We start from the raw sequence: 16,190 nt of genomic DNA on the forward strand, positions 1-16,190 counted from the left end.
CGCAGGATACTAGTTGCGCGTACCCGCGCCCGGTATCCCCTGTTCGGCCGAATCCACGAACACCGCCGGCAGATCGACGACCTCCTCCAGCGCCTCGCCGCCGACCGACACCACGGCCAAGGCCTGGCGCCGATAGAGGCGGCGCACAAGCGCCGCGGATACCAGCGGCCGGGTACGGCGCCGGCGGTCGGGCAGGCGGCCCAGCACATGCTCGAAAAATTGGATGGTGTGCCAATCCTCGCTGCGCAGGCACAGCTTCTGGCGGAAGTTCTGGAGCAAGGTGTCGGCAAGGTCGCGGTCGCCCACGGCCGCATAGAAGCTTGCGATCGACTGAGCGGATATGATGCCGACTGTGCCGAAGGCCCGTCCCTTGTCCCAAAAGTTGAGATCGGAGAGGCCGTCTTTATTGGCGCTCACGATCTCCTGGTACTCGTCGCACAGAAACAGCACGGGACGCAACCGCTCGCGGACCGGACGCCTTTGCATGTACTGGAAGAATCGCAGCTTTATGAAGGTGTAGACGACCTTTGCTCCTACCCCCCAGACGGCAAGCGGCAGATCCACGAGGATGAGCGCGCCCGAGGCGAGCGCCTCGATCGCCAGGGCATCTGCGGGCGGACAGAAGGCGTCGACGAGATCGGGGTGGGTGAACGGCGTCAGCACCTGGGCGGCGCTGGCAAGCACACCGGCCACGACCTTGGTATCGAACCGCGTGAACACGCCTTCGTGGTAGGACTGGTAGCTGCGCAGAAGCCGCAAGGCCTCGGCACCCAGGCCGGCGGCCTCGTCATGGAGTCGGCGATCGCAGTCAGCGCGCACATCGTCGCGAAAGAGGTAGTCATAGAGGCCAGCGAGGCTGTAACGGTCGGGCAGAAACGAAAGCACGCCCAGGGCATTGCGACAAAGCTCGACAGCAGTCTCGGTCCAGAACGGATCCCCGGGCACGCCATTCAAGAGCAGAGCGGATTTCAAAAAACCGGCGGCGGCCTCGGGCGTGAGCCCGCGCAGGAGATTGAACGCCCGCCGGCCGGGACCGACGACCGTAAGCTCGCGGCCGGCGCGGCGCGCAAGGCCAGCGGCCGCGGCCCCGAAATCCCCCTTGATGTCGAACACGAGCCCGCCCATGCCCTGCGCCAGGCACTGAAGCAGGACCGGCTGAATGACCGAAGTGGTTTTGCCCGAACCAATGCCGCCCACAACCAGGAGGTTCTGGCCGAGATCATCGCCGGCCAATACCAGGGATCGCCGCCCGCGGCCGCGCCACCGGGCCCGGCGCCGCAACAGCCCGCCACCGGCGCCGAGCCACAAGCGGACATCGGCCGATGTGGCGGAAGTCGGGCGCGCAGACCAGCGGATACCCGGCAACAGGCGCACAAGCCACACAAGCGGCGCGGCAAGCGCCAGCGCCGTACTCACAATACCCAAAGACCCGAGTCGCGCGCGGGGCCGCGTGAGCCGCCGGCCGCCGCCCGTCCCACCCCAGGGGGCAGGCCACTCGCTGTCAGCGGCCGCCACCCCTGGGCGCGACTCCTCGATGGCGGCCGCCAGACGCACCGCCTCATCCAGAAGGCCGCGCGCCTCGAGTTCCTCGCCCGCGTCCAGCAAGGCGCGCAGGCGCCGGCGTTCGGCGCGTGTGCGCAGGGCATGGATCCAATGAGAGCGATCGGGTGGCATCCGGGGATCTCCCGATAAAGATCGAGCCTAACAAGTGCTATGGTCACCCGCCTATCGGGGATATGCCGGGAGGCCTGGTGTGATGCCCATCTTGTCCATACGCGCGCGGCGCCCCGGCGACAAAGACGGTCTGGTGGCGCATGCCGCCTATTGCGGGAGACGCCGGCTGCGCGACTGGCGATGCGGTCGGGTCTTCGACTTCTCGCAGCGCCCCGGGCTTGCATGGTCGGAGCTGTCACTCCCCAGGGCGCTGGCCGCCCATGCGGCGGATCCCGAGCGGCTCTGGAATACGATGGAAAACCCGGGCATGCACGGCGCCGGGGCCTGCGCTTACGAGCTCGTCATGGGGCTCCCGCGAGGCCGGCCGCTGCCGGCGCACGCGGCCTTTGTGCGCGACTTTCTGAATGAGGCATTCGTGGCGCGGGGACGGGCCGTGGACTGGCATATCCACTACGACAAATCCGGCAACCTCCATGCCCACGCCCTGGCAGGCCCCGCATGGCCGCCTGTTACGAGCAATAGCGTCGCCGCGGGATCAGGGCACCGCAGGGAGCGCCTGGCGCTGCGCGCCCAGTGGCGTCGGCACTGCGCATGGTGGGGGCTCACCAATGACAGCGTGGCATCTCGCCCCGCCGTCGTCTTGCCGGGCCGCGCGCAGGCGCTCGCGCGCCGCGGGGTCGCCACGCGCCAAGGGCAAAGCCGCGCGGCCTTACAAGCCCTCGCAGCCCATCCCGCAGGCCGCCGATGGCGGCCGTGGTCTAGGCTGCGAGGGCGCGAGCGCGCACCGGGCCAGCGACAAGACCTCGCGCGCGACCGCTAGATGACCTGACCTGCCGTGCCGAGAGCGGCCCGACGGAGGCCGTCTCTGGTCATGCCAGCCCTCCGGCCTTGGCCGGGCGTATCGTGGACGCGGATGGCCTAAGCTCGTCCCTTTGCGCGACAACTGGAGGGGTATCTGTCAATGAATGTCGTGAGGATCGTCGGCATACTGCTCGTCGTCCTGGGGATCCTGGGCGCGGCCTACGGCGGCTTTAGCTACACACACAAGACCAAGGAGGCCCAACTCGGGCCGCTCGCCTTATCCGTGAAGCACAAACGTCACGTCGATATTCCAATGTGGGTAGGCGCCGGGGCCGTGGTCGTGGGCGGCGTGCTGCTGCTCATGGCCGACGGCCCGCAACAAGGGGGGCGCAGGAACGGCTGACGCCGGGCGTTGCGTAACGCCATAGATCGCGGGCATCGCGTGTCGGAGGGGCGGCGCGAGCGATGCGCGGCGGTCGCTTACCGGGCCTCGCGGATGCCTCGGCACGGGCCCTGTCCGAAACCGGACGACGATCGCGGGGGGCTGGTCGTCCTGACATCCTGCCTACCGCTCGCCGGCCTTGGCGATAAAGACCCAACGAAATACCGTGCGCGCCGCTCGTGGCCGGCGCCCCGCGTCCGCCCGCGGGGACCGCTGATGGCGGCACGCTCAGGTCGGACAGATCATCTGGCCCAACTCCTCGGTCAGACGGATATTCTCAGTGTAATCGACCGGGCAGTCGATGAGCGTCACAGTCGGCGTCATGAGGGCCTTGCGCAACGTAGGCAGCAGATCCTCGGCGCGCTCGATGCGATAGCCGTCGGCTCCGAAGGCCCGGGCATATTGGACGAAGTCGGGGTTCGTAAAGCGCACGTTGCCGGTTCTCTGATAATGCAACTGCTGCTTCCATTCGATGAGGCCGTAGCAGTTGTCATTCCAGATAAGCACCACGAACGCGACCTTGAGGCGCATGGCGGTCTCGATCTCCTGGGAATTCATGAGAAATCCGGCATCCCCAGTCACCGCCACGACGCGCCTCCCAGGCACCGCGAGCGTGGCCGCCAAGGCCCCGGGCACGGCGATGCCCATGCTCGCGAAGCCGTTCGATATGATGCAGGTATTAGGGCGCTCAGCATCGTAGAGGCGGGCCATCCAGAGTTTGTGGGCACCCACGTCACACACGACGATGTCCTCGGGCCCCAGGGCCTCGCGCAGATCACCGACCACGCGCTGGGGTTTGACGGGGAAGGTCGCGTCATGACGGAAGCCGTTCAATTCGCGCCGGATCAGCTCACGCAGATTCGCGAAGCGGTCCGGGAGACGGCTGGTCACGCGATCGGCGATGGCCGGCAGCGTCACCGCGTAGTCGCCGATGACACCTGCGGTCACGATGTAGTGGGCGTCGACCTCCGCGGCGCGCAGATCGATGTGCACGATTTGACGATCGGCGGTCTTGTGCCAGAGGACGGGCGGGTATTCGACGATATCATAGCCGATGCAGATGATGACGTCGGCCCGATCGAAACCGCAGGAGATGTAATCGTGGGCCTGGAGTCCGACGGTGCCCAGACATAAGGGGTGGGACGCCGGGATCGCGCCCTTGGCCATGAAGGTCGTGGCGACCGGGATATTGAGCCGCTCGGCGAAATGCACGAGCGCGTCGCAGCCGCGCCCTCGTATCACGCCGTTGCCGGCCATGATGATCGGAAAGTGGGCGGCGGCGATGACGCTCGCGGCCTCCGCGACCTGCGAGGCCGCCGGATAAGGCGCCGGGGCCGCCTGGACCTTCAGGAAAGAGCCCGTAGCGGGGCGCGCGGCCACGTTCTCCGGGAAGTCTATGAAACACGCGCCAGGCTTCTCGATCTGCGCGAGCTTGAAGGCCTTGCGCACCACCTCGGTCACGGTATCCGGCTCGAGCACCTGAACGGCATACTTGGTGATCGGTGCGAACAGGTTCACGAGATTCAAGACCTGATGGGACTCCTTGTGCAGGCGCAACGTCGAGGCCTGTCCCGCGATGGCCACGAGTGGGGCACGATCCATGTTGGCGTCGGCGACACCGGTCACGAGATTGGTGGCGCCCGGACCGAGCGTCGCCAGACATACGCCGGCGCGATGGGTGAGCCGGCCATAGACGTCGGCCATGAACGCCGCACCCTGCTCGTGGCGGGTGGTGACGAATCGTATGGGCGAATCGAGCAGGGCGTCCATGAGGCCCAGGTTCTCCTCGCCCGGGATCCCGAAGATGTACTCGACCCCTTCGTTTTCCAGTGCGCGGACGAACAGCTGGGCGGCGTTCACGATCAGTGCCCCTGCCGGCGTAGCGCCTTGTGGACAAGGTAGTCGACCACGCGCAGCATCTGGCGTCGCCCACCGGCCAGGCTCGGATTCGTGCGGTAACGCCCGTCGACGACAAAGGTCGGCACTGAGTGTATGTCCTCCTCGGTCTGCTGCTGACGGGCCTTGCGTACCGCGAGGCCCACGGCAAAGGACCGGTAGACGGCCTTGAAACGTGCCGCGCTTACATGACTATGACGCGCCGCCCATGCGGAGATCGTGGCGGCATTGTCCAGGACCTCATGGTGGATATGGATGGCATTAAAGAATTTGTCGTGCAGGGCCGACAAGAGACCAAGGTCCTTGAAGGTGAAGAAGGCGCGGGCCTGCGGGAGCCAGTAGGGGCTGATGGCCGCCGCCTGGCGCTCGAAAATGACATCGGCCGGCTTATGCGCGAGCCAGCGGTTCAAGACCGGCTGCAGATGGAAGCAATGCGGACAACCATACCAGAACACCTCCTGCACGAGGATCTTGGGGCCCGGGGGCACCGGTTGCGCGGGACTGACGCGCACGTACTCCATGCTCTCGACCACGTTCGCTTGGGCGGTGGAAATCACCAAAGGCAAGATCAGGCCCAGGACCAGGGCCAACTGTCTCCTCATTGCGCCATCTCCTCAATAATGGATGATACCGTCCTCATTGTAGCCGTTTTTGTGTTCCCCCATGACAGCGGCTATCCTATGCGCAGGCCGCGCGGAGCACCGGGGAACGAGGTATGGCAGGCAAGTCCAAGGTCGAATTGGCAGAGTTTCTGACGCATCAATATCTGTGCGAGTCATTGACCATCAAGGAGGTCGAGACGCTGCTCGACTATACCGAGCTCGTGCAGTTTCGCAAGAACGAGACGATCGCCGATATCGGCGAGGTCGGCGAGGCCTTGTACTTCGTGGTCAAGGGCGAAGTGGCCCTCTATTACGACGATGGCGGGCAGGAAAGCGAGGTCGGGCGCATGACCGAGGGCGAGCTCATGGGTGAGATGTCGTTTTTCGACCGCAAACCGCGTTCGGCGCGCATGCGTGCGAAATCCGATGACACGCGCGTGTTGCTGCTCTCGCGCGCCAAGTACAAGCGCATACGGGTCGAGCACCCCTATATCGCGGTGAACCTCCTCGAGCACGCCGTGATCAGCCTCGACCATCTATTCCGGCGCGTCAGTAACGACGTCGCCGGCTTCTCCCAATACATCCACGGGGGCGGCATCAAGCGTTAGCCTCAAGGGCCGCGAGCAGGCGGCGATGGAGACCCGCGAACCCGCCGTTGCTCATGATGAGGATGTGGTCGCCGGGGCGCGCATCGGTAGCGAGATCGGCGATCAGGGCCTCGTGGCTATGGTAGACGCGCGCGCGCTCGCCGAGCCCGCGCAGCGCCGCCTCGACATCCCAACCGATATCCGGCGGGGCAAAGACGTAGGTCGCGTCGGCTAGGGCCAGCGACGGGCCGAGGGTGTCGCGATGCACCCCCTGGCGCATGGTATTCGAACGCGGTTCCAGGACGGCGAGGACGCGCGCGGGCGCGACGCGCGCCTTCAGGGCCTCGAGTGTCGCGCGTATGGCGGTCGGGTGATGGGCGAAATCATCATAGACGGTAACGCCGCGCGCGCTCCCGGACACCTCAAGACGCCTCTTCACCCCACGAAAGGTCGCGAGCGCCCGCAAGGCGATGTCCGCCGGAACCCCGGCGAAGCGCGCCGCGCTCACCGCTGCCAGGGCATTGGCGACATTGTGACGACCGAGCAGCGACCACTGCACGGTGCCGATCTCGTGCCCCCGTAGGCTCACCGTAAAGGCGCTGCCGTCGGCGGCCAGCAGCCGCGCCTCCCAGCCATCGGCTCTCGAGAAATACTCGACCGGGGTCCAGACGCCGGCTGCGATCACATCGCCAAGGGCGCGGTCGGCGCCGTTGGCGATGACTAGACCGGTACCGGGGACGATTCGCAGTAGATACTGGAATTGCCGGGAGATCGACGCAAGATCCGGATAGATGTCGGCGTGATCGTACTCCAAGTTATTCAAGATCAAGGCCCGCGGCCGATAGTGGATGAACTTGGCGCGCTTGTCGAAAAACGCGGTGTCGTACTCGTCGGCCTCGACCACGAAGAAGCGCGACGGCGTAAGCCGTGCCGATACCCCGAAGTCCTGCGGGACGCCGCCGATCAGAAATCCCGGATCGAGTCCGGCCTGCTCCAGGATCCAGGTGACCAGGCTCGTGACGGTGGTCTTGCCATGGGTCCCGGCCACGGCGATGACGAAGCGGTCGCGCAAGACCTGCTCGGCCAGCCACTGGGGGCCCGAGACGTAGGGGATGCCGGCATTCAAGACCTCCTCCACCGCCGGATTGCCGCGCGAGAGGGCATTGCCGATGACCACCAGATCCGGGGCCGGTGTCGGCAGGGCGTCATAGCCCTCGCTGACGGCGATGCCACTCGCTTGCAACTGGTCGCTCATGGGGGGATAGACCCCGCGATCGGATCCGGTCACTGCAAGCCCCGAGGCCCGCGCCAACAGCGCAAGCCCCCCCATGAATGTCCCACCGATTCCGAGAATATGGATACGCATCAGCTTTTGGGTAAAGGAAAGAGGGTGATAAGGATCCAGCCGCTCACGAAGATCCCGGTCAAGGTCATGAGCGCGCTCAAGGGCAGCGGGAGCTCCAGGGCGTGCCAGAGGATCTTGGTGACGATGGCCGTGAACCACACTGCCAGGACAATGGCCAGGATCTCAGACCCCAGGGCGCCGAAGCCATGGCCAAACGACAGGGGCCAGGTGACGAGATTGATGAGCACGTTGCTGCCGTAGACCGCGGTCATGGTCTGCGCGTAGCGCACCCACAACCGGCGGATGGCGATGAAGGCCGCAATCCACAGGCCCAGCAAGGAGGTCTGGGCAACGGCGAAGCCGAGCCGCTGGATATCATGCGAAAAACCGGTGTCGACCGCATAGTTGGTGGCCAGCGCCAAGACCGCGGCGAGCACCAGCAAGGCCCGCGAGGCCGGGAGATCCTGCGGGCGGCCCACCAAAAACCCGATGTCGAGAAACAATTTGAGCAGCGCCCGCATCTAGGGGCACGCACGAAAGCGAGATACGGGCGAGGATGAAGACATAATGGCGGATGATAAACTGCTTCGCGGCTGGAACAAAACGCCGCATCCCTCTACACTGGCCGACTCATGACCGAACTTCTGACAGACGGCGCGGCCCTCACCGCACTGGCCGCCGCCATCACCGCGGCTCCCTGGACGGGTCTCGACACCGAGTTCGTGCGCGAGCGCACCTACTACGCGAGGCTCTGCCTGATCCAGGTCGCAACCCCCGACACCATTACGCTCGTCGACCCCCTGCCTCTCGACATCGCGCCGCTTGGCCGGGCGCTCGCGGGTCCGGGGATCAAGGTCTTGCACGCCGGTCGACAGGACCTGGAGCTGCTTTTGCAGGAGACCGGCGCCCTGCCGGCGCCGTTGTTCGACACCCAGATGGCGGCGGCGCTCGTGGGTTATGACGAGCAGATCGGGTATGCGAATCTCGTAGCGCAATTACTCAAGGTGGATCTCGCCAAGGACGCCACGCGCACCAACTGGGCGGCGCGCCCCTTAAGCGATCGCCAACTCGCCTATGCGCAAGACGACGTGCGGCATCTCGAGGCCTTGCGTGCCGCACTGCTCGCGGAACTCGAGCGCCTGGGGCGCAGCGCGTGGCTCGTCGAAGATTGCGCGGCCTTGAACGACCCCGGGCTCTATCGCTTCTCGCCCGAACAGCTGGTGCGCCGTTATCGCCAGGGCGCGAACCTGTCGGTACCCGCGCAGGCCCTGTTCCAGGCCCTGCTCCTGTGGCGCGAGGACGCGGCCCGTAAGGCCAATCTCCCGCGCGCGTGGGTGGTGGCGGATGCGGTCCTTTGGGATCTTGCCGCCCGGCCGCCGAAGGGCCATGCGGATTTGGCGCAGCGGCGCGGACTGGACGACCGCCAGATCCGACGTCTCGGTGATCACCTGTTAAGCGTAGTCCAGGAGGCCCCGGACCGGCCGCTCCATCCCTGGCCCGCGGCGCGTCTCGATCCCGACGAGGAGCGCCTGTATCAGGCGCTAGCGGCCCTGATCGACGCGCGCGCCCAGACCCTGGGTATCCAGGGGGGCGTCATCGGCTCACGCCGGACCCTGAAAGAGGTCGCGCAAGGCGCCGCTCCCGGGAACCTCGCCCGCGGCTGGCGCGCCGAGGTCCTCGGGACGGAGGGCGAGCGCCTGCTCGCCGAGATCGCGGAACGCCATGCCGACGCTGCGTGATGCGGTGTTTCTGCTCGGCGCCCCGCGGGTACGCGACCTCCCCCCGGACACCGGCGCGGAGGTGGCTTTCGTGGGCCGCTCGAACGCCGGCAAGTCGAGCGCCCTGAACGCCCTGACCGGACAGACGGGTCTCGCGCGCGTGAGCAAGACGCCAGGGCGCACGCAACAGCTGAACGTCTTCGCGCTCTCGCCGGGGCATCGCCTGGTCGACCTCCCGGGCTACGGCTACGCCAAGATCCCGCAGGCGTTGCGTCACACCTTCCTTACGCTCACGGCCGACTATCTCGAAAGGCGCCGGAGCCTGAAGGGTCTGGTGCTGCTGGCCGACATTCGCCAGGGCCTGAAGGCCGAAGATCACGCCCTGCTCCACAACCGCAACGACCTCCCCACCCTGGTCCTGCTCTCCAAGGCCGACAAGATCAATCGCGGCGAGCGCCAACGCCTCGTTCGCGAGCTGGCGAAGATCGCCCCCGAGACCGCCTACCTCCTGCCGTTCTCCGCGCATGCCGGGGATGGCCTGGAAGAGACCCAGGCGATCGTTCTGGAATGGCTCGGTCTCGCGCCGTCCGCGCCGATCGATTGACCCAGTGCGCGACAAGCCCCGCCCGTTCAGGGCGGGGAAGGATGGCGCGGGCGGCGTAGCCGTCCTGGGCTTTCAGTGTGGTGTCTGTTGCTGCTCAATGTACTGCCGCACGATAGAGATCGGGGCGCCCCCGCAAGAGGACGCAAAGTAGGACGGCGACCAGAGAACGCCATTCCAGTAGCGCTTGTGAACGTCGGGGCGCTCTTTGCGCAGTAATCGACTGGACACGCCCTTGAGGCTGTTCACGAGGTTTGAGACGGCGACCTTGGGCGGGTATTCGACCAGTAGATGCACATGATCGTCCTCGCCGTCCATCTCGATCAATTGCGCCTCGAAGTCGGCACAGGTTTTGGCGAAGATGATGCGCAGCCGCTCGATGGCGTCGCCGTCGAATACCTTGCGACGGTATTTCGCCACAAAGACCAAATGTACATGCATCTTGAAGACGCAGTGCCGTCCGTGTCGAATATCGTTGTCATTGCTCATAGACCAAGAGTATAATTTGATCTATGCAGCGCCTCCAAGCCTTCAAGTATGAACTGATACCGACTGGCGATGAGCAGCGTCAGATGCGCCGCTTCGCCGGCTCGTGCCGTGTCGTGTTCAATGAGGCGCTGGCTTTACAGAAGAAACGCTACGAGCGTGGCGAGAAGAGGCTTGGCTACGCCGGACTGTGCAAGGAACTCACCGCATGGCGCAATGGCGCCCCGCTGCCATCCGGCCGCACGGCGGCCTGGCTTGCGGACGCGCCCGTTCACCCGCTGCAGCAGACGCTCGAGGACTTGGAGCGGGCCTACGCCAACTTCTTCGCCAAGCACGCCGGCGTTTGTCAACATAGATGTCGTATGGAACAGCTTAGGCCGCCTCCGATAACAGCTCGGATGGGGCGCGTTCCGGATTGAGCCACACTACGGCTGGTAGATCCCAGTTGCGGAGGGTCTGTGACCAGCGTTCGGGGTGTTGAGCGCGGGCCTGTTCGTAGACCTGTTTGCGCCGCTCGATGATGCGGAACGCCTCGCCCGTATGACGTTGGGCAGGGGTCACGAAACGAATGCCGCTGTGCTGGTGGTCTTCGTTATACCACCGCACGAAGCGCAACACCCAGGCCTGAGCGGCCGCTACATCCGCGAAGGGTCTCGTCGGATACTCGGGGCGATATTTACCCGTACGGAAGAGCGCCTCGGCATAGGGGTTGTCGTTACTCACCCGGGGACGGCTAAAGGACGGGGCGATGCCTAGGGCCTCCAGAGTCGCCAGCATCGTCGATCCCTTCATGGCGCCGCCGTTGTCTGAGTGCAGCACCAGGGGTCGTCCTGACAGGCCCTCAGCGAGGCTCGCCCGCCGGATCAGCACACTGGCATGGTCCGCCGATTCCACGGCATGGACCTCGTGCCCTACGATCTTGCGGCTGTAGAGGTCGAGGATCATGTACCAGGAGTAGTACGTGCCCTTGAGGGCGGCGGGTAGCCAGGTGATATCCCAACACCACACTTGATTGGGGCCCGTCGCACAATGACTGGTGGGGCGGCGGCGGACAGGGGCCTTGGCCCGGCCTCGATGGTGTTGCAGGTCGGCGGCCTTCAATACGCGGTAGAAGGTCGATTCCGAGGCCACATAGCGCCCCTGATCGGCCAGTTTCGGCACAATCTGGGACGGTGGCAGGCTCGCAAAGGCCGGGCTATGGGCGATCTCCAAGACCTCGGCGCGTTCGGCGCTACTCAGTCGCCGCGCGGGCGGGGGACGTACCGCCGTGGGTCTCTGATCGGCCCGTACGGTCCCCGTACCCTCGGTACGCCAGCGCTCGACGGTGCGCACGCTCAAGCCCAGGATCTGGGCGGCTGGCATCCGGCGCGCGCCGTTCCCTATGGCCTCATCGATGAGGGTCACGGCGTGTTGGCGATCGGAAAGCGAGATCATACGTCCTCGTCCCCCCAGATCGCTTGGGCTTTTTTTCGGAGGACCAGCAATGCCGCGGCTTCCGCCAGCGCCTTCTCTTTCCGGTTGAGTTCGCGTTCCAGTTCATGAATGCGTTTTTTATCCGCACGGCCCTCAGGACGCTCGACCAAGGCGCCATTGGCATCCCGGCAGGCGAGAGTCCAGACGGCGATCTGTTCGACATAGAGGCCCTTGCGCCGGGCATATTCCGCGCGCTCGGCCTCGTTCATGCGAGCGGTCTCCAAGACTACGGCGAACTTCTCCGCAGAGGACCACGACTTCTGAGTCTTTTGGGGGGACACAAGGGCTCCTGAGGTGTGTAACTGTTTGCGCCAATTATAGAGCGTACTCTCCCCGATCCCGGTATCGCGAGCGAGTTCGGCTAACGAGACCCCCTTGGGATCCATAAGCCTCCGGCAAACCGCTTCTTTCCGTCCCGATGCATAAGTGGCCATGTGACTCTCTTTTTGCCGCCCCCTGAGGATGGACTTCTAGGAAAAACCATACGACAACAATGCTGACACAGGGGGGGTTTCACGCTCCTCTTCGAGGCGTTGATCCTCACGTTCTGCCGGGAGATGCCCTTTCGGGCGGTGGCGCGCCTGACGGGAGTGAGTCTCCACCGCGTCATGGGCCTGTGCGAGCGCTATGTCGATCTCGCCGTGGCCCAGCAGGATCTCTCCGGAGTGGAGAGCCTGGCCATCGACGAGACCTCCAAGGCGCGGGGCCACGACTATGTCACAATCGCCGCAGATGCCTCCCGGCGCGCCGTCATCGCCGAAACCTCGGAGCGCGATGCCAAGGTCATCGAGCGCCTGGCCCAGGAGATCCCGGCCCATGGCGGCGATCCCGGGGCTGTGACGCAGGTCTTGATCGACCTGTCGCCGGCCTTCATCAAGGGGGTAGCTCGCCAGTTTCCCGACGCCCAGGTCACCTTCGACAAGTTCCCCGTCATCGCGCACGCCTCCCATGCGCTTGACCTCACACGTCGCGCCGAACAAAAGCGCGATCCCGCCCTGAAGGGCCTGCGTTGGACACTCTTGAAGGATTCCCGCCACCTGAATGCCGTCGCCCGCGAAGATCTCGATGCCCTCATGGCAGACGTGACGACCAAACGCACCGCTTAGGTCCGGGTGTACCGCGAGCAGCTCCGCGAGATCCTAAACCGCAAACAGGTCAACGTCGTGCGCCTGATGTTGAAGCCGTAGTGTACCAACGTCAGCCGTTCCAGAGTCGAGCCCATGAAGGCCGTGGCCCGCCTCGTACGATCCCACCTTGAAGGCATTTGTGCCTGGGCGCAAACGCGGGCCACCAATGGCTTCCTGGAGGCCCTGAATGGCCTCTTCCAGGCCGCCAAGCGCAAGGCCCGCGGTTATGGCCGATTCTCGACCATCCGCACCGTGATCTTCCTGATCGCAGGCCGACGCGACTTCTCGCAGATCAATCCGCATATGGCGGGTCAACCCACATGAAATTCGACAGAGCCTAAAAAGAAGATGGGATCGCATTGATTATTGAACTGGCTGTTGGAGAAACCGCTGTGGATGTGTATGTATTGCCTACGAAGGCTCCGACTCCATAACCAATTCCGATCTTGAAGCCCTTTGCGCCACTAACGTCCAAGCTACCACAACCATGTCCTGTGACACTTATGCCTAGGCCTCCTCCCCTAGCAACGTCGACTTCAATATATTTTTCCGAATCCAATCCTGTTGTCGGCGCGTCTGCATGAGCAAGCGCCAAATTTAGTCCATCTCCAGCGAACGCCCCGGCACCTACGCCCACATTTGCTTGATCCTGTATGTAAACTGATGAGCTCCATCCATCGATATTTAAACCCACATTAAAGTGCAAGCCACCGCCGAAGAATGGAGTGATCACGGTCACACCTCCGCCAAGGACTAATTGCCACGCGAGCCCATAAGGATCGATCCATGAGACCGGATTCCCGTTCACATACGCATACTTATTGATCCCCGCCGCAAATCCCACCGTATCCCGCGACAGCCACCTCCTCAATTGCGGATCATACGCCCGGTAGAGCGTGAGATTAAGGCCAGTACTGTAATCATAGACCATCCCCACGTAGCCGAAGGCCGGGGTGGGTGGCGGGGTCGTGGTGCTTCCCGAGGTCGTCATCTGCCCATAGGGGCTATAGCTGTATTGGTTTGCCACCATCCCTTGCGGGGTCACGAGGGCAGTCACAGAGCTGGCCGACGTGCTGAACTATCTAGCCGACTAGGTGGCGGCTTATGAAGAAGAGCACACCTCCATTCCGGAGGCCGAGCCTAAGGAGGTGCTGCGCCTCCTTCTGGAGCAGCATGGACTGAAACAGGACGACTTGGCCGACTGCGCCCCACAAGGCCGCATCTCCGACATCCTGAATGGTAAGCGAGAGATCAGTAAGGACATCGCGAAAAGGCTCGCGAGACGGTTCCATGTCAGCGCGGCTTTGTTCCTGTGACCAATTGGCGAGATCAGAAGGGTCGGTCACGATGGATCGGAATCCGTGGTCACCTTCGATCGGAATGTGCGGTCATCATGCTTCGGACTACGCAGTGGCGGCGGGAAATATTCAAGCGCTGCTGCCCTGCACAAGGAAGTGGGCACGGAAAGCCGCAGCGATAAGGGGTATGATTCGCGTGCTTGCGATACCGAAAATTGCGAACCCGCCTACTTTATACAGGCTTGGTTGACTTGTTGGACCTCTTGGCATATGCTTTGGCATATGCCAAATAAGCCGGAGGATATCCGAATGTCAACTTCTGAACGCCACGTACGCCTCTTTCGCAACGGGCGCAACCAGGCACTACGCATCCCTCGCGAGCTTGAGTTGGAGGGCGAAGAAGCCCTCATCTACAAGGAAGGTGACCGGTTGATCGTGGAGCCGATTCATAAAGGGAGGCTGCTGGCGCTGCTAGCCTCCCTGGATCCCTTAACTGAACCCTTTCCCAATATCGATGACGACCTGCCTCCACTGGATGACGTACAGCTATGAGCGCATCGCTGGCGTATTTACTGGACACCAATACCCTGTCCGATCTTGTCCGCAATCCGCAAGGTGTAGTAGCAGCACAGATCACCAAGGCAGGCGAGGATACTGTCTGCACCAGCATCGTCGTGGCCGCAGAACTCCGCTATGGCGCAACCAAGTCAAACTCTGCAAAACTTGCAGAGCGCATTGACCTGATCTGCTCAGCACTGGAAATCCTGCCGCTGGAAATACCCGCCGACCACCGGTATGCATTAGTGCGCCACCACCTCTCACGCCAGGGGACGCCCATTGGGCCAAATGACCTACTGATTGCTGCACACGCTCTCGCAAGGGGCCTTACCGTTGTAACCGCCAATGTCCGAGAATTCTCCCGGGTGCCAGAGCTGAAGGTGGAGAACTGGCTACAGGCATAGCCTGCGATGCCTGCGCAAAAACACATTCCGGCCGGCATTTACTTATGGGGCTCCTCAGCGGAATTAGTGGGTGTAATTCAGGGCTCGGAGCCCGTCAGGAACCGGTAGAGGCGGCCACACGCGGCATTGTAGGCCTCATGCTCGCGCACATAGCGCGCATCGTTCCAGAGAGGGCCACCCCGCGCGTGAATGTACTTGAGAATAAGGGCGCGACCGGATAGTCGCCGGTCGCGCTCCTCGAAGTGGGTTCGGTGGATGATCTCGCCCCCGAGGATCCAGAGATAATCCGCGGTCTTCTTCACTGTCTTCTTCGTCCGCCGCTCCGCGATCAAGGCGAGAAGGAAAGGTTTCATCTCGGCTACGATCCGCTCACCGACGGGCACATCCAGATCGGGGAGGCCGCCCAGCTTTCCGGCCAGCGATCGACATTGCCGGCCGCATGGCCGGTGTCTTTACAATAGGCCTCGAGCTTCGCTGTGGCGTCCGAAGCCACCTGCGGCGAATCCTGTTCCGAGGAGGTTGCGCGCTTAAGTCTGGAACTCACGACATTATTGAATCGCTGTTATCGTTTCAAGGGCTTCGTGTACGGCAAGGTCCAATGGGCCAAGGCGAGCCCCAACACCATCGAGATCGAGGTGATTCCCCGCCGGGGTGGGGCCATAGACGCCGCCTTTCTGCCGTCAGGTCATCGTGCATGGCGCCGCCCGGAACAAGTCGTGGCCCCACGATCTGAAAAAGCGCGCCCCGGCCGGCCCGCGTTGACCACAGACAGCGCGGGAGATTTCATCATGGTGTGGCGACAGTTTATAGGTGGCCAGACCCGGATAGACGCGTCCGTCCGGCAAACGACGACAAAACGCTGGACACCACCGATCATGGTCAATGACCCCAGCATCGGCGAGAACACCGCTTTGCGCGACATCCCCTCCCTGCTGAAAAAACGGCTCATTGCTCTCTATGGAGCCCCGGCCGGACCCCGGGTGAGCAATCCGGTCCTCAGTGGCGGCACCCGCGGGCCCGTCATCGCCGTGTGGTCGCAGGGCAACAGTCAATATACTGCCATCTATGCGAGCCGTTACCCGACGCCCATGGCGATCCCCCGCCGAACGCCATCCGCGGCGCGCTGAAATCCTCGCAGACGGCGGCGAAGAGGGCGCGCCTTGTCCGTTGATAACGTG

Annotated in this window: 18 protein-coding genes and 2 pseudogenes; 11 read left to right on the forward strand and 9 right to left on the reverse strand. The window is 63.8% G+C overall.

The features are described from left to right. Window positions 1-9: 9 nt before the first annotated feature. A complete protein-coding gene (locus tag C4900_RS15150) occupies window positions 10-1,674 on the reverse strand; it encodes a type IV secretory system conjugative DNA transfer family protein (RefSeq protein ID WP_114283396.1) in 1,665 nt (554 codons plus the stop codon). Window positions 1,675-1,756: 82 nt separating this feature from the next. On the opposite strand from C4900_RS15150, the gene C4900_RS15155 reads away from it, so the two are divergent. Both C4900_RS15155 and C4900_RS15160 read left to right on the forward strand, forming a co-directional pair. Continuing rightward, window positions 1,757-2,494, forward strand: coding sequence for a MobA/MobL family protein (locus C4900_RS15155; RefSeq protein ID WP_065971517.1), 738 nt, complete (start codon window positions 1,757-1,759; stop codon window positions 2,492-2,494). A gap of 141 nt (window positions 2,495-2,635) precedes the next feature. Next, complete coding sequence (locus C4900_RS15160) at window positions 2,636-2,878, forward strand: hypothetical protein (protein WP_065971516.1); 243 nt, start codon at window positions 2,636-2,638, stop codon at window positions 2,876-2,878. A 267-nt stretch (window positions 2,879-3,145) separates the two neighbouring features. Here C4900_RS15160 and C4900_RS15165 read toward each other — a convergent pair whose 3' ends face one another. Beyond that, window positions 3,146-4,777 carry an acetolactate synthase large subunit gene (locus tag C4900_RS15165; protein WP_114283398.1) on the reverse strand — a complete coding sequence of 544 codons (1,632 nt, stop codon included), beginning with the start codon at window positions 4,775-4,777 and terminating at the stop codon, window positions 3,146-3,148. Window positions 4,778-4,779: 2 nt separating this feature from the next. Continuing rightward, on the reverse strand, window positions 4,780-5,415 hold the full coding sequence (locus C4900_RS15170; protein ID WP_114283400.1) for a thiol:disulfide interchange protein DsbA/DsbL: 636 nt from the start codon (window positions 5,413-5,415) through the stop codon (window positions 4,780-4,782). Window positions 5,416-5,528: 113 nt separating this feature from the next. Between C4900_RS15170 and C4900_RS15175 the strand changes: the two genes are divergently transcribed. Next, on the forward strand, window positions 5,529-6,023 hold the full coding sequence (locus C4900_RS15175) for a Crp/Fnr family transcriptional regulator (protein WP_065971513.1): 495 nt from the start codon (window positions 5,529-5,531) through the stop codon (window positions 6,021-6,023). Here the strand turns inward: C4900_RS15175 and mpl are convergent. Together mpl and C4900_RS15185 are read right to left on the reverse strand one after the other, a co-directional pair. Next, window positions 6,013-7,368 (reverse strand): UDP-N-acetylmuramate:L-alanyl-gamma-D-glutamyl-meso-diaminopimelate ligase, encoded by a 1,356-nt coding sequence (mpl, locus tag C4900_RS15180; protein WP_065971512.1) that lies wholly within the window; start codon window positions 7,366-7,368, stop codon window positions 6,013-6,015. The genes C4900_RS15175 and mpl overlap by 11 nt on opposite strands. Continuing rightward, window positions 7,368-7,868 carry a hypothetical protein gene (locus tag C4900_RS15185; protein WP_065971511.1) on the reverse strand — a complete coding sequence of 167 codons (501 nt, stop codon included), beginning with the start codon at window positions 7,866-7,868 and terminating at the stop codon, window positions 7,368-7,370. Before C4900_RS15185 ends, mpl begins: the two co-directional genes overlap by 1 nt. A gap of 111 nt (window positions 7,869-7,979) precedes the next feature. On the opposite strand from C4900_RS15185, the gene rnd reads away from it, so the two are divergent. Continuing rightward, a complete protein-coding gene (gene rnd / locus C4900_RS15190; RefSeq protein WP_114283402.1) occupies window positions 7,980-9,086 on the forward strand; it encodes a ribonuclease D in 1,107 nt (368 codons plus the stop codon). Further along, a complete protein-coding gene (yihA, locus tag C4900_RS15195; RefSeq protein ID WP_114283404.1) occupies window positions 9,070-9,669 on the forward strand; it encodes a ribosome biogenesis GTP-binding protein YihA/YsxC in 600 nt (199 codons plus the stop codon). The genes rnd and yihA overlap by 17 nt, the downstream gene beginning before the upstream one ends. Before the next feature lie 72 nt (window positions 9,670-9,741). Here yihA and tnpA read toward each other — a convergent pair whose 3' ends face one another. Next, a complete protein-coding gene (gene tnpA / locus C4900_RS15200; RefSeq protein WP_114283165.1) occupies window positions 9,742-10,155 on the reverse strand; it encodes an IS200/IS605 family transposase in 414 nt (137 codons plus the stop codon). A gap of 23 nt (window positions 10,156-10,178) precedes the next feature. Here tnpA and C4900_RS15205 point away from each other — a divergent pair. Further along, a pseudogene (locus C4900_RS15205) lies at window positions 10,179-10,490 on the forward strand (helix-turn-helix domain-containing protein); the annotation flags it as partial. Window positions 10,491-10,524: 34 nt separating this feature from the next. Here the strand turns inward: C4900_RS15205 and C4900_RS15210 are convergent. Further along, window positions 10,525-12,059 (reverse strand): IS3 family transposase gene (locus C4900_RS15210; protein ID WP_233431994.1). Its coding sequence is split into 2 segments (ribosomal slippage): window positions 10,525-11,615 and window positions 11,615-12,059, totalling 1,536 coding nucleotides; the frame shifts between segments, so codons are not numbered across the junction. Window positions 12,060-12,134: 75 nt separating this feature from the next. Here C4900_RS15210 and C4900_RS16780 point away from each other — a divergent pair. After that, a pseudogene (locus C4900_RS16780) lies at window positions 12,135-13,076 on the forward strand (ISL3 family transposase); the annotation flags it as partial. A 13-nt stretch (window positions 13,077-13,089) separates the two neighbouring features. Here the strand turns inward: C4900_RS16780 and C4900_RS15225 are convergent. Next, window positions 13,090-13,809, reverse strand: coding sequence for an RHS repeat-associated core domain-containing protein (locus C4900_RS15225; protein ID WP_211306999.1), 720 nt, complete (start codon window positions 13,807-13,809; stop codon window positions 13,090-13,092). A gap of 37 nt (window positions 13,810-13,846) precedes the next feature. Between C4900_RS15225 and C4900_RS15230 the strand changes: the two genes are divergently transcribed. The 3 genes from C4900_RS15230 (at window position 13,847) to C4900_RS15240 (ending at window position 15,012) form a co-directional block, all read left to right on the forward strand. Then, window positions 13,847-14,068 carry a helix-turn-helix domain-containing protein gene (locus tag C4900_RS15230; RefSeq protein WP_211307000.1) on the forward strand — a complete coding sequence of 74 codons (222 nt, stop codon included), beginning with the start codon at window positions 13,847-13,849 and terminating at the stop codon, window positions 14,066-14,068. Between the two features lie 291 nt (window positions 14,069-14,359). Beyond that, window positions 14,360-14,602 carry an antitoxin gene (locus C4900_RS15235; protein ID WP_065970385.1) on the forward strand — a complete coding sequence of 81 codons (243 nt, stop codon included), beginning with the start codon at window positions 14,360-14,362 and terminating at the stop codon, window positions 14,600-14,602. Then, window positions 14,599-15,012, forward strand: a complete 414-nt coding sequence (locus tag C4900_RS15240) for a type II toxin-antitoxin system VapC family toxin (protein ID WP_083995821.1) — start codon at window positions 14,599-14,601, stop codon at window positions 15,010-15,012. The genes C4900_RS15235 and C4900_RS15240 overlap by 4 nt, the downstream gene beginning before the upstream one ends. Window positions 15,013-15,089: 77 nt before the next feature. Here the strand turns inward: C4900_RS15240 and C4900_RS15245 are convergent, their stop codons facing one another. Then, window positions 15,090-15,365, reverse strand: a complete 276-nt coding sequence (locus C4900_RS15245; RefSeq protein WP_065970380.1) for a hypothetical protein — start codon at window positions 15,363-15,365, stop codon at window positions 15,090-15,092. 123 nt (window positions 15,366-15,488) lie between these two features. Here C4900_RS15245 and C4900_RS15250 point away from each other — a divergent pair, with 123 nt between their 5' ends. Then, on the forward strand, window positions 15,489-16,139 hold the full coding sequence (locus C4900_RS15250) for a hypothetical protein (protein ID WP_114283410.1): 651 nt from the start codon (window positions 15,489-15,491) through the stop codon (window positions 16,137-16,139). Window positions 16,140-16,190 lie beyond the last annotated feature (51 nt).

The organism is Acidiferrobacter thiooxydans (assembly GCF_003333315.1).
In the GTDB taxonomy this organism is placed as follows: domain Bacteria; phylum Pseudomonadota; class Gammaproteobacteria; order Acidiferrobacterales; family Acidiferrobacteraceae; genus Acidiferrobacter; species Acidiferrobacter thiooxydans.